The sequence below is a fragment of the Bartonella sp. AP331QHHD genome (assembly GCF_042195905.1).
Classification (GTDB): domain Bacteria; phylum Pseudomonadota; class Alphaproteobacteria; order Rhizobiales; family Rhizobiaceae; genus Bartonella.
In genome coordinates this window covers 77,687-98,049 of sequence record NZ_JBHIPG010000052.1, presented here as the reverse complement: position 1 = coordinate 98,049, position 20,363 = coordinate 77,687, and the positions used below count along the sequence as shown (strand labels likewise).

12 protein-coding genes are annotated in these 20,363 nt (G+C 37.9%); 5 read left to right on the top strand and 7 right to left on the bottom strand.

Annotated features, from left to right (window positions below; translation table 11 throughout):
- Nucleotides 1-379: 379 nt before the first annotated feature.
- Complete coding sequence (gene uvrB, locus ACFIMS_RS06015; protein WP_375696488.1) at nucleotides 380-2,689, bottom strand: excinuclease ABC subunit UvrB; 2,310 nt, start codon at nucleotides 2,687-2,689, stop codon at nucleotides 380-382.
- Between the two features lie 258 nt (nucleotides 2,690-2,947).
- Nucleotides 2,948-3,262, bottom strand: coding sequence for an SH3 domain-containing protein (locus tag ACFIMS_RS06010; RefSeq protein ID WP_375612971.1), 315 nt, complete (start codon nucleotides 3,260-3,262; stop codon nucleotides 2,948-2,950).
- A 338-nt stretch (nucleotides 3,263-3,600) separates the two neighbouring features.
- Between ACFIMS_RS06010 and greA the strand changes: the two genes are divergently transcribed.
- Nucleotides 3,601-4,074, top strand: a complete 474-nt coding sequence (gene greA, locus ACFIMS_RS06005; RefSeq protein WP_007347010.1) for a transcription elongation factor GreA — start codon at nucleotides 3,601-3,603, stop codon at nucleotides 4,072-4,074.
- Nucleotides 4,075-4,091: 17 nt separating this feature from the next.
- Complete coding sequence (locus tag ACFIMS_RS06000; RefSeq protein WP_375696487.1) at nucleotides 4,092-5,150, top strand: glycosyltransferase family 4 protein; 1,059 nt, start codon at nucleotides 4,092-4,094, stop codon at nucleotides 5,148-5,150.
- A 1,211-nt stretch (nucleotides 5,151-6,361) separates the two neighbouring features.
- Here the strand turns inward: ACFIMS_RS06000 and ACFIMS_RS05995 are convergent.
- Nucleotides 6,362-7,756, bottom strand: a complete 1,395-nt coding sequence (locus tag ACFIMS_RS05995) for a TrkH family potassium uptake protein (RefSeq protein WP_375631664.1) — start codon at nucleotides 7,754-7,756, stop codon at nucleotides 6,362-6,364.
- 310 nt (nucleotides 7,757-8,066) lie between these two features.
- On the opposite strand from ACFIMS_RS05995, the gene trxB reads away from it, so the two are divergent.
- Both trxB and ACFIMS_RS05985 read left to right on the top strand, forming a co-directional pair.
- Nucleotides 8,067-9,023: a thioredoxin-disulfide reductase gene (gene trxB, locus ACFIMS_RS05990; protein WP_375638079.1), complete on the top strand. Its 957-nt coding sequence runs from the start codon at nucleotides 8,067-8,069 to the stop codon at nucleotides 9,021-9,023.
- A 42-nt stretch (nucleotides 9,024-9,065) separates the two neighbouring features.
- The gene (locus ACFIMS_RS05985) at nucleotides 9,066-9,971 is read left to right on the top strand and encodes a LysR family transcriptional regulator (RefSeq protein WP_273791217.1); all 906 of its coding nucleotides are present in this window, start codon (nucleotides 9,066-9,068) and stop codon (nucleotides 9,969-9,971) included.
- A gap of 1,162 nt (nucleotides 9,972-11,133) precedes the next feature.
- Here the strand turns inward: ACFIMS_RS05985 and ACFIMS_RS05980 are convergent.
- The 3 genes from ACFIMS_RS05980 to carB all read right to left on the bottom strand — a co-directional run bounded on the left by ACFIMS_RS05980 (nucleotide 11,134) and on the right by carB (nucleotide 16,601).
- Nucleotides 11,134-12,336, bottom strand: coding sequence for a pyridoxal phosphate-dependent aminotransferase (locus ACFIMS_RS05980; RefSeq protein ID WP_375612967.1), 1,203 nt, complete (start codon nucleotides 12,334-12,336; stop codon nucleotides 11,134-11,136).
- 322 nt (nucleotides 12,337-12,658) lie between these two features.
- Nucleotides 12,659-12,868 carry a cold-shock protein gene (locus ACFIMS_RS05975; RefSeq protein ID WP_012754908.1) on the bottom strand — a complete coding sequence of 70 codons (210 nt, stop codon included), beginning with the start codon at nucleotides 12,866-12,868 and terminating at the stop codon, nucleotides 12,659-12,661.
- A 247-nt stretch (nucleotides 12,869-13,115) separates the two neighbouring features.
- Entirely contained in the window at nucleotides 13,116-16,601 is a 3,486-nt protein-coding gene (carB, locus tag ACFIMS_RS05970; protein WP_375696486.1) for a carbamoyl-phosphate synthase large subunit, read from the bottom strand.
- An 816-nt stretch (nucleotides 16,602-17,417) separates the two neighbouring features.
- On the opposite strand from carB, the gene ACFIMS_RS05965 reads away from it, so the two are divergent.
- On the top strand, nucleotides 17,418-17,942 hold the full coding sequence (locus ACFIMS_RS05965) for a methylated-DNA--[protein]-cysteine S-methyltransferase (RefSeq protein ID WP_375611196.1): 525 nt from the start codon (nucleotides 17,418-17,420) through the stop codon (nucleotides 17,940-17,942).
- Here the strand turns inward: ACFIMS_RS05965 and ACFIMS_RS05960 are convergent.
- Nucleotides 17,939-20,260, bottom strand: a complete 2,322-nt coding sequence (locus tag ACFIMS_RS05960; RefSeq protein WP_375638080.1) for an ATP-binding protein — start codon at nucleotides 20,258-20,260, stop codon at nucleotides 17,939-17,941. The genes ACFIMS_RS05965 and ACFIMS_RS05960 overlap by 4 nt on opposite strands.
- Nucleotides 20,261-20,363: the final 103 nt, after the last annotated feature.

Here is a 20,363-nt window from a genome sequence, read left to right as displayed (position 1 = left end):
GGATAATTTTTTATTGTTTGGTACAATATGAATTGAACAATAGGGATATGAATAAAAGTTATCATTTTTTATCATAGGCTTATGGTGCTATGATAAAGTCTTATTTTACTTTATTTGTATTATAGGACAGTGTCCTATTTGAATATTTTCTTGTAAGGATAAATAATATTGAGTTAGATATCAGAGTATAACTGTATAAAGATAATATATTTTAGAAATTTTTTATAAAATGTTCTCTCTCATGTTGTTTTAGACAAATTGAAGCACCCTTGATGTTGGAGGTTGTCTATTTTTCGGATAACGCTGTTTACTTTTGAGCTTTCGTCTTTTTTTAGAAGAGCTGAAGATTATTTTATGCGGTTTGAAATTTTTTGCTCCTTCATTGATTGCGTTTTTTTCGTTTTATTGTTGCTTGATTAGGGGTGTTTTTACGAGATTTTCCTTTTTGATTTTCCAAAATACCAGTGTCCATGGTTGGTCCCATGTGTGCAAGGTTTGGTTTGGAGAAAAGACTTGGTTGTAATACGCGCTCATGGGTGGATTGTTCGCTATGATGTGTTAAGGGATTTTCCGCGAGTTCTAGTTCTATCTTTTGTAATTGTTTGATTTCATCGCGAAGGTGTGCTGCTTCTTCAAAATTAAGATCAGCAGCTGCTTCATGCATTAATTTTTCGAGGTGTTTAATATGAGATGCTAAATTGTTGCCAACCATATTTTTTTTCTCGATGACATCAGGGATATTTGTACGAATATGGTTGTTTTCATAGCCTGAATTGAGAATATCTCCGATATTTTTTTTGATACTTTTCGGTGTGATATGGTGTTCTTCATTATAGGCTATTTGTTTTTGTCGACGTCTTTGTGTCTCCTGTAAGGCTCGTTTTATGGAACCAGTGATCGTATCTGCATAGAGGATAACACGGCCATCTACGTTACGTGCAGCACGTCCGATTGTTTGTATGAGGGAAGTTTCAGAGCGCAAAAAGCCCTCTTTATCGGCATCTAGAATGGCAACAAAACCACATTCTGGAATATCTAAGCCTTCTCGGAGCAAGTTGATACCGATGAGGACATCAAAGGTGCCAAGCCGAAGATCGCGTAGAATTTCAATGCGTTCTAATGTATCAATGTCGGAATGCATATAGCGTACACGAATACCTTGTTCGTGGAGATATTCCGTTAAATCTTCGGCCATACGCTTGGTTAGGACGGTCACTAGTGTGCGGTAGCCTTTTTGAATTGTTTTACGAATTTCATTCACAACATCATCGACTTGATTTTTGGCTGGACGAACCTCTGTTGGTGGGTCAACAAGCCCTGTGGGGCGAATAACTTGTTCTGCAAAAGTACCGTGAGATTGTTCTATTTCCCACCGTCCAGGTGTTGCGGAGACAGCAATCGTTTGTGGGCGCATAGCATCCCATTCTTCAAAGCGCAAAGGACGGTTATCCATACAAGAAGGGAGGCGAAAACCATATTCTGCTAAGGTTGCTTTTCTGCGAAAATCACCTCGGTACATACCACCAATTTGGGGAATGGTTACATGGCTTTCATCGATAAAAACAAGAGAATTGAGTGGAATATATTCGAATAAAGTTGGGGGTGGTTCACCGGGATTTCGTCCTGTTAAATAACGTGAATAATTTTCAATTCCCGGACATGAACCGGTGGTTTCCAACATTTCCAAATCAAAAACTGTACGTTGTTCTAAACGTTGTGCTTCTAAAAGACGTCCAGCTTCGTTCAACTCATCGAGGCGTTGAACGAGTTCTATTTTGATAGATTTCATCGCTTGGTTAAGTGTTGGGCGTGGTATTACGTAGTGTGAGTTGGCATAAATTTTAATTGATTGAAGATCGCCTGTTTTTTGTCCGGTGAGAGGATCAAATTCCGTAATTGTTTCCACTTCATCGCCAAAGAGCGAAATACGCCAAGCACGATCTTCGAGGTGGGCAGGGAAAATTTCGATTGTATCCCCTCGTACACGAAAGGAACCACGAACGAAGTTGATATCTTGTCGATAATACTGTTGAGAGACTAAATCAGCCAAGAGTTTTCGTTGATTGAGTTTGTCCCCTTTTTCTATTTCGAAGGTCATGGCCGTATAGGTTTCTACGGAACCAATTCCGTAGATGCAGGAGACAGATGCGACGATAATAACATCATCACGCTCTAAGACAGCGCGTGTTGCAGCATGACGCATCCGGTCGATTTGTTCATTAATTGAGGATTCCTTTTCAATATAAGTATCTGAGCGTGCAACATAGGCTTCTGGTTGATAATAGTCATAATAGGAAACAAAATATTCGACGGCATTATGGGGAAAAAAATTTTTAAATTCCCCATAAAGCTGCGCTGCTAGAGTTTTATTGGGAGCTAAAATCAGAGCTGGACGCTGTGTTTTTTCAATGATATTGGCCATTGTATAGGTTTTCCCTGAGCCGGTAACACCCAAAAGCACTTGTGTACGTTCATTTTTTTGAATTCCCTCAACCAGAGTTTTAATGGCTTGAGGTTGATCTCCCGCTGGTTTAAAAGATGTTTCGAGTTGAAATGGAATACCACCTTCAGATTTTTCAGGACGAATGGGGCGGTGAGGTGTCCATAATGCACCATTCTTAAAAAGAGGATTACCTGAAGCAATAAGAGCAGAAAGAGCTTCTACTGTTGCAGTAACACCATTTTTCATTGTTGTATCCTTTGATAGAAAAGTGCTGGTGATTTTAAAGAAAATACTAATTTTTACAAATTTATTACGACAACAGCAAAACGTTATTGAACAGATTTGTTTTGGTTTATTGGAGCCTTCATTAGGATATTGATCAAGTTTTTTATGAGACAAATTCTTCGAAGTATTTCTTTGGAAGGAGCATATTTGTGGTTGTTCGTGAACACTATTGTATTTTTGCCATGATGATATTCAAGAGGGCATAAGTTATTATGGCTGTTATGGAGAATAATCGGTACGTTTGGGCATTAAAGACATTGTATATGTGTGATAAAGATCATTTCCATCTTTAAATGAAAGATAACGAGATGACACCCAACCTATTTGAGTGTTATATCGGATATGGCACCAATTTCCTTCACAGTTTTTAACAAAAACTAATTCTCCAGCAGAGATTAAGCCGCAAAGTGCATATTGAGTGCTGGGACCTGTTCTAAAATTAAGATTTCTCGTAACAAAAGCATCTGCTGCCTCTGATATTGTTGTGGCTAAAAAGAAAGAGCCAAACATAAAAAAAATGACGATTTTTTTCATTTTTCTGTAAAGAATTTCTTTAGAGATTTTCTATCCTTCTCTCTTCATATTCTATATAATTTCTTTTACTAGATTATGATAAAACAGAAAAAAATACAATTCTTTCTTCTTTAGGACACTTTAAAGAGAAGAGTGAAGTTTAACGTTTTAAACACCAAAATGAGATGTTTTAATCACTATTTGTGCATGTTTTGTTTCCTTTATTTATTTTTATATGGAAAACAGCGATACTGTACTATATAATAAAAAAGATCGTAGTTTTCGGATTCCAAAAGTAATTTTGGAAGCCGTTTTTTGTATTTTTATTAAACCTTCCGTGTAATAGAAAGGGACGGATTATGGAAAAAGTTCCGATGACTACAGCTGGTTTTGAGAGTCTTAAAGAAGAGTTGCGTTGGCGTCAACAACAGGAGCGTCCGCGAATTATTGAAGCAATTTCTGAGGCGCGTGCGCATGGTGATTTATCTGAAAATGCTGAGTATCATGCAGCTAAAGAAGCACAAAGTCATAATGAGGGGCGTATAAATGAGCTTGAAGATTATATCGCACGAGCAGAAGTTATAGATGTCTCGCGTCTTTCAGGTGACAAAATAAAATTTGGTGCAACCATTAAACTCTTGGATGAGGATACTGAGGAAAAAAAAGTGTATCAGATCGTAGGGGATCAAGAAGCTGATGTAAAGGTTGGTAAAATCTCTATTTCTTCGCCTATCGCACGTGCACTTATTGGCAAGCAAGAAGGTGATGTGATTGAGGTGAATGCACCAGGTGGTGCGCATAATTACGAGATCATTAAGGTTCAGTACATCTAAATAACATATGGATTATTATGCGTGTATCTTTGGACGAAACTGAAATTATTGCGCCTCACTTTAAAAGGCGTTTGTCGGGAGTAACATCTACGATTATTCAGCTTATTCCACTGCAACGCGAACAGGGTGTGCGTATATCCACTTTGGGGTTTGGTTTACCACGAACTTTGCCAACTCTTGCCTTTAGGGACCTTTTCGGACTTTGGAAAAGTCCGAAAAGGAAGCCGTTTCGTATTTGGCATGCGCGACGCAATATTGAGATGCTTTGCGGGGTGTTTTTACGCGATGTTTTGCGAATGAAGCTTAAACTCATCTTTACTTCGGCATCTCGACGCGAACACAAGCCTTTTACCAAATGGTTGCTTCGTCGTATGGATAAAGTTATCGCTACTAGTGTATGTACGGGAACCTATCTAGAAGTGCCTCATAAGGTTATTATGCATGGAGTGGATATTAGGCGTTTTTCACCCCCAAAAATTCCTGATGATTACTTTCCAGCAACTGGGGTACCAGGAAAATATGCGGTAGGATGTTTTGGGCGCGTGCGCTATTTAAAGGGTACTGATTTGTTTGTGGACGCGATGATAGCATTATTGCCTGACTATCCCGAATGGACAGCACTTATCGCTGGTCGGACTACAGAACAGCATTATGGTTTTGAAAAGAAATTACGACAGAAGATTGCTGAAGCTGGTTTAAACGACCGCATTATTTTTCTTGGTGAAAGGCTTGATATACCTGTGTGGTATCGCCGTTTATCACTTTATGTAACTCCTTCTCGTTTGGAAGGTTTTGGTCTGACACCATTGGAGGCAATGGCATCACAGACGGCTGTAGTGGCGAGTGATGTAGGAATTTTTAAAGAATTGGTGGTCGAGGGAACAGGAACGGTTGTTCAAGCAGGAGATGGAGCGGCTTTAACAGCAGCAATTGAACCTTATTTTGCTGATGTAGAAAAAACATTGGCAGCCGGAAAGAAAGCTTTAACCCATGTTCGTACTCACTTTCCTTTGGAAAAAGAGGCAAGCAAGATTGGAAGTGTTTACAAAGAACTGTTTGCAGAAAAAACACTTTGATTATTATATCAAAAATCTTTTTGAGGAATGATAAAAAGTATTTTTCTTAAAGGTTTTTCATAGTCATTAAGAAAACAGCTCAATGATATAAATGTTATTTTACAAAATTTATATTGTCTTTAGTAGAACACTATAAGAAGTTCCCAAAATTTTGGATAAAAGATTAAAAATGTATACGCTTGAGAGCGATATGTAGTTTATGATAAAGCATACTACGAGAGAAGAAAGCTACTTTTATTCATTGATATTTTAGAATAAGAAAATAATGCTTTAACTCAAGTCTGGGGATTTATGCACTATCTTATACGGTGTCGTGCTGATATTGTTGGTTTTGTAAGACTTAAATAGATAGCAAAAAAAACGTTTTCTTGTCTTAAAAAGATAATGATGGTATCTCCATGGATAAAATAGTCGTACATATTTTCAATAAATTCATAATAAGATGGATTTAAGATCAATATATATATATGATTTTTATAGATAATTTACCTTTTCAATTTGAATAAGAGCTTTGAGTACCGTAAGATTTTCTCATGTAAAATCTGTTGATATTAACAATGAGAGCTATCTTCTTGTACATCACAATTGGAAGAAGGCATGTGGTGGATAAAAACTATTGAAGACAGGGTGTAAAGAGATTTCTTATAAATTGTCTGAAATGCAGGCTGTTACGACATTAATAGAAAGAAAATAATATGGTGGTACTAATTTATATCTTATTTTTTGGTACCGACTTGCACCTTATTGTTATTTAAGTAAAAATGATGGTGCCCATTTTATATCTTTCATGAGGGCTGTCGTGAAATGGGGGTGATGAGTATTGTGAGATGTTTTTTACAAGCTTGTGAGTTCGTAATATAATAGCATTTTTTTCTATAAGGGTGTAACTCTATTAAAGAGAAAAAACACTTTTATCAGCAAATATTCATATTTTTTGCATGAGAGATTATTCCTAAAAAAGAATGTTCTATGCGTCCACTTTATTTGATAAAGAAGATCAATAAAGTGAAGTTTTATATGTTATGGCTTTGAAAATATTGGTATTTGATTGTTTTTGTTGAATTATTTTTATATCATTGATATGATGATTTGTATGGAAATTTTAGAAAATCTTCAGTGGATTGAGTAAGGGGTGAATATTATGACGCATACTGTTCTCGCCTTTTTATCTTGTCAATTTTTTATCATGGTAGCATAAAATACTCTATACATTAGAATTGTTCACGCCAGAAAGCGGGAATAAAAAGGACGAATATTGTTATGATTTCAAGGCGTCCAGCTAACATTAGAAAACTTAAAATCCATAAAGCATGATCGTTGATTGTAGAGAAATTACCAGTGGGGCCAATAATATCTCCAAAGCCTGGACCAACATTTGAAAGTGCGGTTAAGACCCCCGTAAAGGCAGAGGTAAAGTCAAGACCGGTTGTAAGCAAAAGTGCAGTGCCGATAACAAGGCAAAACATATAAAGACAGACAAAAAACAAAACGGCTTGAGCAACATCATTTGATATATTTGAGTGATCGTAGCGCGCTTTTACAACGACATTAGGAGAAAGAAGTTTTTCTATATTTGTTTGTGTAATACGCCAAAGAATAATGAGGCGATTGATTTTCATGCCACCAGAAGTAGAACCAGCACATCCGCCTGTAAAAGAAACAATAAAGAAAATTCCAAGCGCAAACGGTCCCCAAAGTTGATAATCTTCAGCGCTGTAACCGGTGGTGCTAATAATGGATGAAAGGTGAAAAATGACATCAAGGAAAATCAAGTGGAACGCGCGATGATCATAAAACCGTAGCCATGCCGCTAAAGCAAAGCTGAAAAGGAGAACGATATGGAGAAAAACAATCACTTGTGGGTCAAGGAAGCGTTTAGAGTGTCCAGGAAGGACTAATTTAACATAAAGTACGAAAGGTAAAGCAGAAAGCAACATGAAGATTGTTGAAATAATTAAGATGGCTGGTGTATCAGAAAAATAGCCAAAAGAAGCATCATGCGTTGAAAAACCAGCTGTTGCTACTGTACTCATTGCATGGTTAATGGCATCAAATAAATTCATGCCTGCAGCAAAATAAGAAAGCATACAAGCCAATGTTAACCCAACATAAGCGATGATAATTCCGTTAGCAATTTGGTTGATGCGAGGCAATATTTTTTCAGATTTATCAGATGATTCCATATGAAAAAGTCGCACGCCACCCACACGCAGTGAAGGCAAAATTAAGAGGGCTAAACCGATAAAACCAATGCCCCCAATCCAGCATATAAGAGAACGCCATAATAAAATACTTCGCGATAAATTATCAAGATCAGAAAGGACTGTGGAGCCTGTTGTTGTAATTCCAGAAACAGATTCAAAAATGGCTCCTGCTAGAGAAATGGGAAGAGGAGAAAGATAAAGAGGTAAGGCACCTACGATGCTTCCTGTAAGCCAAAGACAAACAGTGAGCATAAAGCCAAGCCGTGCTGAAAAGCGACAAGTAGCTCCCTTAGTTGCTAAAAGAATCAGCGTTGCTAACATGGTGGTTATGGCACAAGAATAGAGAAAGCTTATCCAATTACGATTGTTGTCGTGCAAATCCACAAAAATTGGCAAAAGCATTGCTCCTCCCATGATTAAGGCAAAACGTGCACAGACATTGATAATAAATTGAAAAATGATCGTTCCCTATCTTTGTATCTCTTTTTATTATGGTTTTGTGCTCATAAGAAGTTACATTTTTCTCTTTATAGGATAAGGATTAATTCTTAACATTAGCGTGCCTTGATGAATTAGTAATCAGACCTTTTCATAAAACTTGAAAAGAAGTATACATAACATAATTAGGGCTCTTGAAAAATATTTTTTTAAAAGGCTGCATTCCGTTATCATTTATAGAATAATTAATTTATAATAAAGTGAAGGGGATTTAATGGTACAATCGCATATTCGTCTGCTGATTATTGGCTCAGGTCCGGCTGGTTATACAGCGGCGGTCTATGCAGCAAGAGCAATGCTTAAGCCGGTTTTGGTGACGGGCTTGCAGCAGGGGGGACAATTGACAATTACAACTGATGTTGAGAATTATCCAGGTTTTGCAGATCCCATTCAAGGACCATGGTTGATGGAACAAATGGCAAAACAAGCTGAGAATATGGGGACAAAAATTGTTTATGATACAATTATAAAGGCTGATTTGTTGAAGTATCCTTTTGTCTTATATGGGGATTCAGGAACACAATATTCTTGTGATGCACTGATTATTGCAACAGGAGCTCAAGCGCGCTGGCTTGGTTTAGAAAGTGAACAGACCTTTATGGGCGGAGGTGTTTCCGCTTGTGCTACATGTGATGGCTTTTTTTATCGTGATAAGGACGTTATTGTCGTGGGAGGAGGAAATACGGCTGTTGAAGAAGCACTTTATTTATCGCATTTGGCTAAAAGTGTAAGCGTGGTTCACAGGCGGGGGCAGTTTCGGGCAGAAAAAATTTTACAAGATAGGTTGCTGGCTTGTAATAATGTGCGTGTTCTTTGGGATCATGTGGTTGAAGAAATTGTGGGGCTGCCAGCTCAAGATTCAATGGGCGCTGTTGTAACAGGGGCACGTCTGAAAAATGTTAAGACAGGTCACGAGATGAAAGTGAATGCAGAGGGCATATTTATTGCCATTGGGCATGATCCTGCTGTTTCTCTGTTTGAAGGACAGCTGAAACAAAAACGAGGCGGCTATTTATGGACAGCACCCGACTCAACAGCAACAAGCATTGCTGGTGTTTTTGCTGCTGGGGATGTGACAGATGAAACATTCCGCCAAGCTGTAACAGCTGCGGGAAGAGGATGTATGGCAGCGTTGGAAGCAGAACGGTTTTTGGATATACCCAGGCGTTAGTCATTCATTGAGAACATAGAGAATATAGAGGTAGAATTAATTGTGGCGCCACCGTTGGATTGGGATAAGTTAAGGGTTTTTCACGCTGCAGCAGAAGCGGGATCTTTTACGCATGCTGCTCAAAAACTTCATTTATCTCAATCAGCCGTTTCACGACAGGTTTCGGCTTTAGAACAAGAGGTTGGGGTATCCTTATTTCAACGTCATGCGCGTGGTTTGATTCTTACAGAACAGGGAGAAACTCTTTATCGTACAGCTCATGATGTTTTGATGAAGCTTGAAAGTGTGCGTTTGCAATTAAGTGAAAGCTATGCAAAACCAACGGGGCACTTGCGTGTGACCTCGACCTTTGGAATGGGGGCAGGGTGGATTGCAGAGCGTATGCCAGAATTTCTTAGTCTTTATCCTGATATGCAGGTTCAGCTTTTGCTTTCCGATGAAGAGCTTGATTTGACAATGTGTCATGCGGATTGTGCTGTTCGCTTACATCAACCCAAACAACCTGATCTTATACAAAGAAAACTCTTTACAATTCATATGCATGTCTATGCTTCGGAAAAGTATATTGCAAATTATGGAAAGCCGGAAAAATTGTCTGATCTCGATGAGCATCGTATTATTTCGTTCGGTGAACCTGTTCCACCTTATTTGTCTGGTTTAAATTGGTTGGAAAAGGCTGGTAGAAGTGATGGATCATTGCGCGTTTCAGTTTTACAAATCAACAATATCATCTCAATAAAGAATGCGCTTATGCGTGATCTTGGGATTGCTGTGCTTCCTGATTATATCGTCAATAATGATGAGCATTTAGTGCGTCTTTTTCCTGATATGGTTGATATTCCTTCTTTTGATACTTTTTTTTGTTATCCTTATAATTTAAAGAATTTGGCAAGGTTAAATGCTTTTCGAGATTATATTTTTTTAAAAGCTCGCCAGTGGTCTTTTTAATATTAATATCTTAATTTATAAGGAATAATTAGCTGTTTTGCAACTTGAGACTCCCGTAATATTCTTTCGTTTCAAATTTGCCTATATTGAATCAATTAAAATTATTTGTTGCACATTAAAAGTGGAGGGAGTCCGTACGGGTAAATATTTTTGAAAAGAGGGATAAATGTTTTTTATGAATACTAGCAACCGTGAGGGTTATTATATATTGAAAAATGGACAATCGTGTGATGGTGTAGTTAACATTTTTACTATTTAATTAAAGAGAGTGGTACATGATGGAGACAAATTTAAAGCTATGTGTTTATTGCATAGCAGATACGCTTAAGTCTTTATTGTGCTTTTCCTTATAAAATGACATAGAATACTATCTCTTGATTATGTTGCCTCCCAGTTTCGTTTTCTTGAGTGTTCCCTTACGAAGATCTATCAGATTGATTTTATCTCTGAGGATTTTCCAAATTTGCCGGACAAATGTCCGGCTTTTTTTTAAATTTTTGAAAGAGTCCCTAGAAATTGCAATATATGGGAAGATGATAAAGAAAAAATTTCGAAACTGGTGGATATCCAACAATTTTTTTAAGAATACTAAAATTCAATGAGGAGTTTGAGAGGGGATATTCTATTGTACTGTAAAAGTCTGTCTTTTAGGGGTGTGATATAAAATATTTAAAACCTTATACATGAAGTGCTTTTTATTAGAATGTGAGGTGAATATTTAAGGCAGGTCTTGTTCATAAAGCCTATGAAGTAAATCAAGTAGTTATTAAATAGAACTTAAAGGAAACTGGATTGCTTACACAACGATGGGAGGTGGCTTCTTCTTCGTTTTAGGACGAAGAAGAAGCTGAGAAATAGAAGAGATTTTATTGTAAGGGCCTTTGATTATAAGGGCAATTGTGTTTAAAAGTGCTCGGTCTTTTTTAGAGTTATAAATTGAATGGAGAAAGTAGAATAGGCTTGTCATCTCTTATGATAATAGACCGATTCATTTATTTGATAGCTAAATTTTTTTGATCTTTATCTACAGCATCTATTTTTGTGTTTATTCATAGATATTTTTGCTGAATCGATAGATTTAGACCATGACACAGTTTCAGATATTTTCTCGGATATACTAACATTCGGCAAAAAACAATCACAAGAGATGATATTAAAAATTTTAAATTAAACTGTTGCAAAAACGCTGTATACGTATACAAGCTTTTTCAAGTAATTCTTCTGATGTTGCATAAGAAATACGAAAAGTTGATCCAAGTCCAAAAGCAGATCCTTGGACGACAGCAACAGCTTCTGTTTCTAGAAGCGCTATGGCAAAGTCTTCATCATTCGTAATACGTTGACCATTGGGTGTTTTCTTTCCAATAAGTCCGGTGCAAGAAGGATAAACATAAAAAGCACCCTCAGGCGTTGGACAGTGAATGCCAGGAGCTTGATTTAGCATGGAGACAACGAGATCACGGCGTGCTTGAAAAATACTTTTATTTTTAGCAATAAAGTCTTGTGGCCCGTTGAGTGCTTCAACCGCAGCCCATTGTGAAATGACACTTGTTCCAGATGTTTGCTGTCCTTGAATGGTATCCATGGCTTTAATGAGTTCTTGTGGTCCGCCTGCATAACCGATTCTCCATCCCGTCATCGCATAGGCTTTAGAAACACCATTCATTGTGAGTGTACGCTCATAAAGCGCTGGTTCTACTTGAGCTGGAGTCACAAAGGTAAAACCCTCATATGTGAGATGTTCATATATATCATCGGAAAGGATATAAACATGAGGATATTTTACTAAAACATCTGTAAGTTTTTTCAATTCATTATGTGTATAAGCGGCACCTGATGGATTTGAAGGAGAGTTAAAGATGAACCATTTGGTTTTGGGGGTAATGGCAGCTTCTAGCTCTTGTGGTTGGAGTTTATAAGAAAATTCGGCTTTTGTTTCTAAAAAGACAGGCGTACCATCGTTGAGTGCGACCATTTCTGGATAACTAACCCAATAAGGGGATGGAATGATGACCTCATCTCCTTTATTCAAAGTTGCCATGAATGCATTAAAGAGAATTTGTTTTCCACCGGTACCAACAATAATTTGTTCTGGTTGGTAAAGAAGATTATTTTCTCTTTTAAACTTTGCAGAAATTGCTTGGCGCAATTCTGGAATTCCTGATATGGGAGGGTATTTTGTTTCTCCCCTTCGAATAGCTTCAATAGCCGCGTTTTTGATGTTGTCTGGGGTATCAAAGTCTGGCTCTCCAGCACTTAAAGCAATAACATTGCGCCCTAATGCTTTTAAATGGCGGGCCTTTTGAGAAGCAGCAATTGTTGCAGAAGGTTTGATACGAGACAGTTTGTCGGCAATAAAAGCCATAATTTTAAATCCTTATATTATATCAACAAATGGTTATTGCTTTAAGGATATTCTATAAGAGATTATATTGTATGCAATAAAAAACTTCCAAAATACTCTTACACGGGCTTTATATTCTTCTTTTTTGAGATATTTTACAAGATAATCTCTTCGTAGATTTTATGAAAGTTTTTGAGGAAGTATAAGAGAGGTTTGATAAATTGTGCAAAGGAGATAAGCAGTCTTTTATTTTAACAAGGTAAAATAATGCTTTATACAAAATAAAAAAATCTTCGTCTTTACAGACGAAGATTTCTAAATAAAATATTGCAGAATTTAAACTTTAAAGTGCTGCAAGGTTACCAGCGGCAAATTTTCCTGAACGACGATCTTGAAGAACATCATAAGAGATTTTTTGCCCTTCATTAAGACTGTTTAGACCTGAACGCTCGACGGCAGAAATGTGTACAAATACATCTGCACTACCATCGCTAGGCTGAATGAATCCGAAACCTTTTGTTGTATTAAACCACTTAACTGTTCCTGTAGACATAGGAAACTCCTTAGAATATATAATTATATTGAGCATTGAAGCTTTCATTTCTTCAATACGGTTGTAGATCGAAATTAGGTGGGAGAAGTTTCGTCGAAAGTGCAGATTGCACAGGAAAGAAAGTCACGTAACCGAAAATTCGATGAAACCTCTATAAAAGTTTTTAGAACAAAAAGCAAGTCTTAATCAATTTTTATATAAAGAAAAAATAAGAAAACAGTGTATATTTTGCTAAGTAGAAAAAAATTCAACTAAAATAACTTTGTAGTGAACGTACCTCAAGGTGCCTTTTTTTGAGTGCTTTGATCGCTTCTACGACGGCTTCGGCTCCAGCTATTGTTGTATAATAGGGAACATTTTGCATGAGTGCTGCATAACGTAATGATTTTGAGTCTGAGATGGCACTGGCAGTGCTAGTTGTATTAAAAATCAATTGAATTTGGCGATTACGAATAGCGTCTTCAATATGGGGGTGTCCCTCTAGAACTTTGTTAATTTTTTTTGCTTCAACGTGGTGTTCGGTGAGAAATTTTTGTGTTCCACTTGTGGCGACAACAGAAAAGCCAAGCTCAGTTAAACGTTTTACAGGATTTAAGATGCGTTTTTTATCTTCATCCCTTACAGAAACGAACAAAGTTCCCTTTTTAGGGAGTTTTACACCAGCTCCAAGTTGGGCTTTAGCAAAAGCAAGCGAAAATTCATAGTCAAGTCCCATAACTTCACCGGTTGAGCGCATTTCTGGACCAAGAAGTGTATCAACACCTGAAAAACGAGCAAAAGGAAATACTGCTTCCTTGACGGCAATATGTTGTTTTTTTTGCAAAGAAGGTAATCCACCATAAGCTTCAAGAGCATCATGAAGCGTTTCTCCTGCCATAATACGTGCAGCCATTTTAGCAATAGGGCGACCAATCGTTTTTGCAACAAATGGGACAGTACGTGAAGCACGGGGATTGACTTCTAAGACATAAATGGTGTCATCTTTTATAGCATATTGTACATTCATTAAGCCGCGAACATGAAGTGCTTGTGCTAATGCTTTGGTTTGGCGCTCTAATTCAGTAACTATTTTATTTGAGAGCGTATGGACTGGTAGAGAACATGCTGAATCACCAGAGTGGATACCAGCTTCTTCAATATGTTCCATAATACCAACGATTAGTGTTTCGTTACCATCACATAGACAATCAACATCTACTTCAATTGCTTCTGTTAAATAGGTATCAAAGAGAAGCGGATTTTTACCAAGCAATATATTGATTTGTCCTGTTGTGTCGTTAGGATAACGGACTTTGATATCTTCTGAAATTAATTCAGGGACACTCTCAAGTAAATAATTTTGTAAGCTACGTTCATCACGAATAATTTGCATAGCACGTCCTCCTAAAACATAAGAGGGACGTACAACCAAAGGGAAGCCTAGTTCGTGGGCAATGAGGCGTGCTTGTTCAATGGAGTGGGCAATACCATTTTGAGGTTGTGTTAAATTAAGTTTAAATAACAGTTTTTGAAAGCGGTCTCTATCTTCTGCTAAGTCGATAGCGTCAGGTGAAGTACCTAGGATGGGGATATTGTATTTTTCTAGAGCGCTTGCCAATTTCAAGGGTGTTTGTCCGCCAAATTGGACGATGACTCCAACCAAATCTCCTTTTTCCTGTTCTGCTTCTAAAATAGCGATAACGTCTTCTGTTGTTAAAGATTCAAAGTAAAGGCGATCAGAGGTATCATAGTCGGTTGAAACTGTTTCAGGATTACAGTTAATCATAATCGCTTCAAATCCTGCATCACGCAGTGCAAAAGCAGCGTGGCAGCAACAGTAATCAAATTCAATACCTTGCCCAATGCGGTTTGGTCCACCGCCTAAAATAGCAATTTTTTTGCGTTCAGAAACGTGTGCTTCCGAGTGCTCTACACCTGCAAAGGGAACTTCATATGTTGAATACATATAGGCTGTAGGAGAAGAAAATTCAGCGGCACAAGTATCAATCCGTTTGAAGACGTGTTTAACATTCAGTGATTTACGTAAAGCTGCGATATAATCGGGTTCTTTCCCTGTAAGGGAGGCTAATCGCGCATCTGAAAAGCCCATAGCTTTTAACATACGTAAATTATCTGCGTCTTGGGGTAATCCATGAATGCGGATACGCTGCTCCATTTCAATGATGGAGGCTATTTGTTCTAAAAACCACGGATCAATTTTGCTAATTTGGTGAATCTCATTTAAGGGTAAGCCTGTGCGCATGGCTTGAGCAATATAGCGTAGACGATCAGGGCTTGGTATGGCAATGGCTGAGCGTATAGAACTTTTTTCATCACCTTCAGCATGCTCTGGAATCACAATTTCATCAAGACCCGTAAGCCCTGTTTCAAGTCCACGGAGTGCTTTTTGTAACGATTCTTGAAAAGTGCGTCCAATTGCCATGACTTCTCCTACAGATTTCATCGCAGTTGTGAGGACAGGTGATGAACCGGGAAATTTTTCGAACGCAAAACGAGGAATTTTTGTCACAATATAGTCAATAGAAGGTTCAAATGATGCTGGTGTTGCACCACCCGTGATATCATTTTTTAATTCATCAAGTGTATAACCAACAGCCAGTTTAGCCGCTACTTTGGCAATGGGAAACCCCGTTGCTTTTGAGGCAAGCGCTGAAGAGCGAGAAACACGCGGATTCATTTCAATAACAATGAGGCGCCCATTTTCAGGATTGACAGCAAACTGTACATTGGATCCCCCCGTTTCAACACCAATTTCTCGCAAAACAGCAATCGAAGCATTACGCATACATTGATATTCTTTATCGGTTAAGGTGAGAGCAGGTGCTACAGTGATCGAATCACCGGTATGAATCCCCATTGGATCAATGTTTTCAATAGAACAAACGATGATACAGTTGTCGTTCTTATCACGAACAACTTCCATCTCATATTCTTTCCACCCTAAAACACTTTCTTCAATTAATACTTCTGTTGTTGGTGAAGCTTCAAGCCCACGTTCAATAATTTCATAGAATTCAGAGCGGTTATAAGCGATTCCACCACCAGTTCCACCAAGGGTGAATGAAGGACGAATAATAGCTGGAAGCCCAACAACATCAAGAGCTTGAACTGCTTTTGCTGTTGCATGAGCAATATAATGTTGTTTGCGATCAGCTTCGGTATGTCGCCAGTTGCGCTCAAGTTCTTCGAGTGCTTTGTCAAGCGCAGCACCAGAAAGTTTTGCTTTAAGTTCAGCACACGTTTTTGCGTGTTGTTGGCGATTTTCTTCTTTCAGTTCTGTTGCATTGGCTAACATAGAGCGTGGCGTTTCCAAACCGATTTTTGCCATCGCTTGGCGGAATAAAGCACGATCTTCAGCTTTATCAATAGCATCAGCATTGGCTCCTATCATTTCAACATGATAGCGGTCTAGAATACCCATGCGCTTTAATGATAAAGCAGTATTGAGGGCTGTTTGTCCTCCCATAGTGGGCAAAAGGGCATCGGGACGCTCGTGAGCAATAATTTTGGCAACTATTTCAGGAGTAATGGGCTCTATATAAGTTGCATCAGCTAGATCTGGATCTGTCATAATCGTGGCAGGATTAGAATTTACCAAAATAATTCGGTAACCTTCTTCTTTTAATGCTTTACAGGCTTGAGTGCCTGAATAATCAAATTCACATGCCTGACCAATGATAATAGGTCCTGCTCCGATGATAAGAATAGATTTTATATCTGTGCGTTTGGGCATGACTTTTTCCTATGACAAATATCTGTGTGTGATTGTTGCGGGCAAAATATTTTAGTTCTGAGGCTACCGTCATTTTATAAGTTAAGTGAAAAAGAAAGTAAGCATTAAAATACCTTTTCCATGCTTTTTTTCATAAAATTGAAGATAAATTTCTTTTTTGAGTTGAGTCATCTCGTCAGTTTATCAAAAGTATGACCTTTGATAAAAAATAATAACAGTGCTCCAACAAATTAGAATATTCAAGCATACTGTGGAGCATAAAAAGCCGGAACATCTTTCCAATCCATTGCCGGCATACTTTCTTTGTGTTTTATGACGTTTTTTGCTTAAGAGAGCACGCGCTTTTTCTGTTGCTTGTAAAACATAAGCTATTATTTATGGTTCGATGGGATTTCGTAAAATAAAATGGGAAGCTTATCGTGTTGTTCCGTAAAATACTGCCGTTTAGAGTTGTGATATAAGGTATGAAAATTTACCACATTAAGGTGTTTTTGTTAGAGTGTATGATAGAATTCAGAGCAGGATTTGTCTGTAGAGAGCTTATGAAATAAACCATATCAAATGGGTTCAGTTGGAATCTGTTATATAAAAAGCAAGATTGTTGATAGATCAGCTCTGGTCGAAGTTTCCGTCTTAGGGTAGGAAGAAAGTCAATCTATGTATCTTTCCATTTCATAAAAAGGTGAGAGTGTATTTAATACAATGGCTAAGGAGATAATTTCAGAATGATTTTGTTTGTTTTTAAAAGATAGTGAATACTCTCCCTTTACTTTATGGATGATGTTCAAAACTTTTTAAAATATAAAGAAGGCTAAAATGCTGAATATTTCCCAAACGAGAGTATTCTGTCTGAAAGATGTATCAATAGGAAAGCTTTTGGTGGCTAGGTCTCAAAAAGGGATTTGTCATATAGCGTTAGGAGACACTATAGAGCAATTATTACAGGAGTTTACGATACGCTTTGGTGATGTACAACAAGTTGTAGGTGACAATACATTTAAGAGAGAAGTTGCCCATATTATAGCCATGATAGAAACACCTAAGCTGGTAAAAAAATATAATTTTCCCTTAGATATAAATGGTACAGTTTTTCAACGACAAGTATGGGCAGTATTATGTGATATACCATGTGGTGAAACAATTTCATATGAGATCTTAGCATGCCGTATTGGTATGCCGAAAGCTTTTCGTGCCGTTGCTCATGCCTGTGCACGTAACGAATTGGCTATTATCATTCCGTGTCATCGTGTTGTGCGTAAAAATGGTTTTATTTCAGGGTATCGTTGGGGGGAAAAACGGAAACAGATTTTACTACAACGGGAACAAAATGGAAAAATTTAACTTTGTGTGATGGGCATTATAATCGTTACAGTTGTTCCTTTCATTTCTTTTGAAGTAATTTCAAGTTTTCCTTTGTGGAGTTCTAGCAAGGAGCGTGAAATGGCTAATCCAAGACCTGAGCCCGTATGAGATTTAGTGAGCTGATTTTCGACTTGTTCAAAAGGTTGCCCAAGTTTTTTAATTGCTGATTGGGGAATACCAACGCCTGTATCTGTAATTTTAAAAATAAGGTTATTTTTTTTCTTGAAAGCGCAGACATCAATATTTCCGCCAGAAGGCGTAAATTTAACGGCATTAGAGATGAGATTAAGGAAAATCTGTTTCATTGCACGACCATCAACTTCAGCATGAAGTTCTGGGGTAATGTTTGTTGTAACAACAATATTTTTTTCTTGAGCTTGAGGTGTTAGTGTTCGTACTGCTTCACTAATGATGGGCTCAAGATCGGTATTTTTACAATCAAGCGTAAATCTTCCTGCTTCGATTTTTGACATATCAAGGATGTCATTGATAAGGGTTAGAAGATGGGTTCCTGAATTGTAAATATCATGCATATATTCCTTATAGCGTTGTGAACCAAGAGGACCAAAAGTCGATTGCAACATGATATCTGAAAAACCAAGAATAGCATTCAGAGGCGTGCGCAATTCATGAGACATATTGGCTAAAAATTCTGATTTAGCCTTATTAGCACTTTCGGCGCGTTCTTTTTCTGCTTTCAGACTTTTATTAAGTTTTTCAACTTCTGTTGCGCGTTGTTGAGCACTCCCTCGCGCGCGCTTGAGTTCTTGAATGAAAGAGAAAAGACGCCTTTCACTGTCTTCAAATTTTTCCTGTTGTTGTTTAAGCTCAGAAATGTCAGTACCAATACAAACCAATCCTCCATCTTGGGTTCGTCGTTCGTTAATTTTGAGCCAACAACCATCTGCCGTTTGGCGAATACTGGTTAAGTTACCAGTACCATCATCTTTAAGGGGATATTCACTGAGTGCAGGGCGTGCCATGGCTTCGACGGTTGCACGTTGGATACCTGATTGGAGAATTTGTTTAGGAATAGCGGCATATTCGCAAAATTTGCTGTTGGACATGACTAAACGTCCTTCAGCATCCCACAAGACGAAAGATTCTGAAATGTTTTCAATCGCATCACGGATACGAAGGTCGGCTTGCGCTGTTTGTTCAGCCAATTGTTGCTGTTCACTAATATCGAAGGAAATACCAACCAAATGGGGTTCTTCTTCTTCAGTAACTTCGGCACGAATGCGCATCCATACATAATGACCATCAGCATGACGCATAGGAACGTTAATATCGATATGCTTTTTTTTACCGCTCATTAATTCCTGAGCAAGGTCAAAAAAATTCGCATCATTTGGATTGATAATGGCGCTAATTTGGGAAATTGAGAGCAATGCATCTTGAGGGACATAGCCGAGCATTTCGTACATTGCTCGTGACCAGTAGACGCGTCCACTTGCCATATTCCAATCCCATAGTCCACAGCGTCCACGCATCATTGCCATATCAATACGGTTTTGAATTTTTTCTGAAACAAGATCTGTTTTGCGTGCTCGTACAATTTGGTTGTAATAAGCATAAAGAAGAGCAAGGATAACGCCACTAGTTCCAATGAACATGGTTATATTTAACGAGAGAGCTTTCCGCCATTCCATGTAAATATGTTGCATTTTTTCACTGATGAATACCCCATATTGTCCATTTTCTGTTTGCTGAAAGGAAGCGAGAGCAGGAATATCTTTTCCTATTGTAATTTTCATGATTCCAGCATGTTTTCCTAGAGCTTGTAAAGTAATGCTTTCAGAGGTAAAATTCTGTAAGGGTTTTCCTAAGACAATCTCGGAACTTGATGAAGCTAGGACATTGCCTTTTTGATCGACAATAGCAATAACAGCGCTGGTTTTTATAAAACCTTTGTTACGAAAATTAGTCAGGATATTTTGTAAATGATTATGAGAAAGAGCAGCAGCTTTTCCTTGTCGAGTGGCGGCAAGTAAGTCACGGTCGATTGTATTGGTAATATGAGAAGCTAAGAGAGCGATGGTAGAATGCGTGTTTTTATCAATTGTGTTGCGCCAATCATAGATTGATAGGAAACGGATTGCTGCTAGTATAACAAGAAATGCAAGAATTACAAATGGGAGTGAACGTCGCAGCCAAGGTTCAATAAAAAGAAGTTTTTTATAGGCAGAACCAGAAAACAGATTGGTACGCTCTGTCCGCTCCTTGCGACTTTGAGCGCTTGATTTTGAATCAGCATACATCTCCCTTGGCGCATTATATGCGTCCAATTTAGCCATTTCGCGTTCCTTTAATTCTGGAATAATGTGATTTAAAAACTGCTTCGATATTCATAGTAACCCCATCGAGTGCAATGAATCAAAACAGGAGTCTTCTGTCCAG

Bases quoted from the DNA above. Each gene is read 5' to 3' on its own strand.
- ACFIMS_RS05965 (WP_375611196.1), top strand. From the start codon at position 17,418: ATGCTGAATATTTCCCAAACGAGAGTATTCTGTCTGAAAGATGTATCA.
- uvrB (WP_375696488.1), bottom strand. From the start codon at position 2,689: ATGAAAAATGGTGTTACTGCAACAGTAGAAGCTCTTTCTGCTCTTATT.
- ACFIMS_RS06010 (WP_375612971.1), bottom strand. From the start codon at position 3,262: ATGAAAAAAATCGTCATTTTTTTTATGTTTGGCTCTTTCTTTTTAGCC.
- ACFIMS_RS05975 (WP_012754908.1), bottom strand. From the start codon at position 12,868: ATGTCTACAGGAACAGTTAAGTGGTTTAATACAACAAAAGGTTTCGGA.
- ACFIMS_RS05995 (WP_375631664.1), bottom strand. From the start codon at position 7,756: ATGCTTTTGCCAATTTTTGTGGATTTGCACGACAACAATCGTAATTGG.
- ACFIMS_RS05980 (WP_375612967.1), bottom strand. From the start codon at position 12,336: ATGGCTTTTATTGCCGACAAACTGTCTCGTATCAAACCTTCTGCAACA.
- trxB (WP_375638079.1), top strand. From the start codon at position 8,067: ATGGTACAATCGCATATTCGTCTGCTGATTATTGGCTCAGGTCCGGCT.
- ACFIMS_RS06000 (WP_375696487.1), top strand. From the start codon at position 4,092: ATGCGTGTATCTTTGGACGAAACTGAAATTATTGCGCCTCACTTTAAA.
- carB (WP_375696486.1), bottom strand. From the start codon at position 16,601: ATGCCCAAACGCACAGATATAAAATCTATTCTTATCATCGGAGCAGGA.
- ACFIMS_RS05960 (WP_375638080.1), bottom strand. From the start codon at position 20,260: ATGGCTAAATTGGACGCATATAATGCGCCAAGGGAGATGTATGCTGAT.
- greA (WP_007347010.1), top strand. From the start codon at position 3,601: ATGGAAAAAGTTCCGATGACTACAGCTGGTTTTGAGAGTCTTAAAGAA.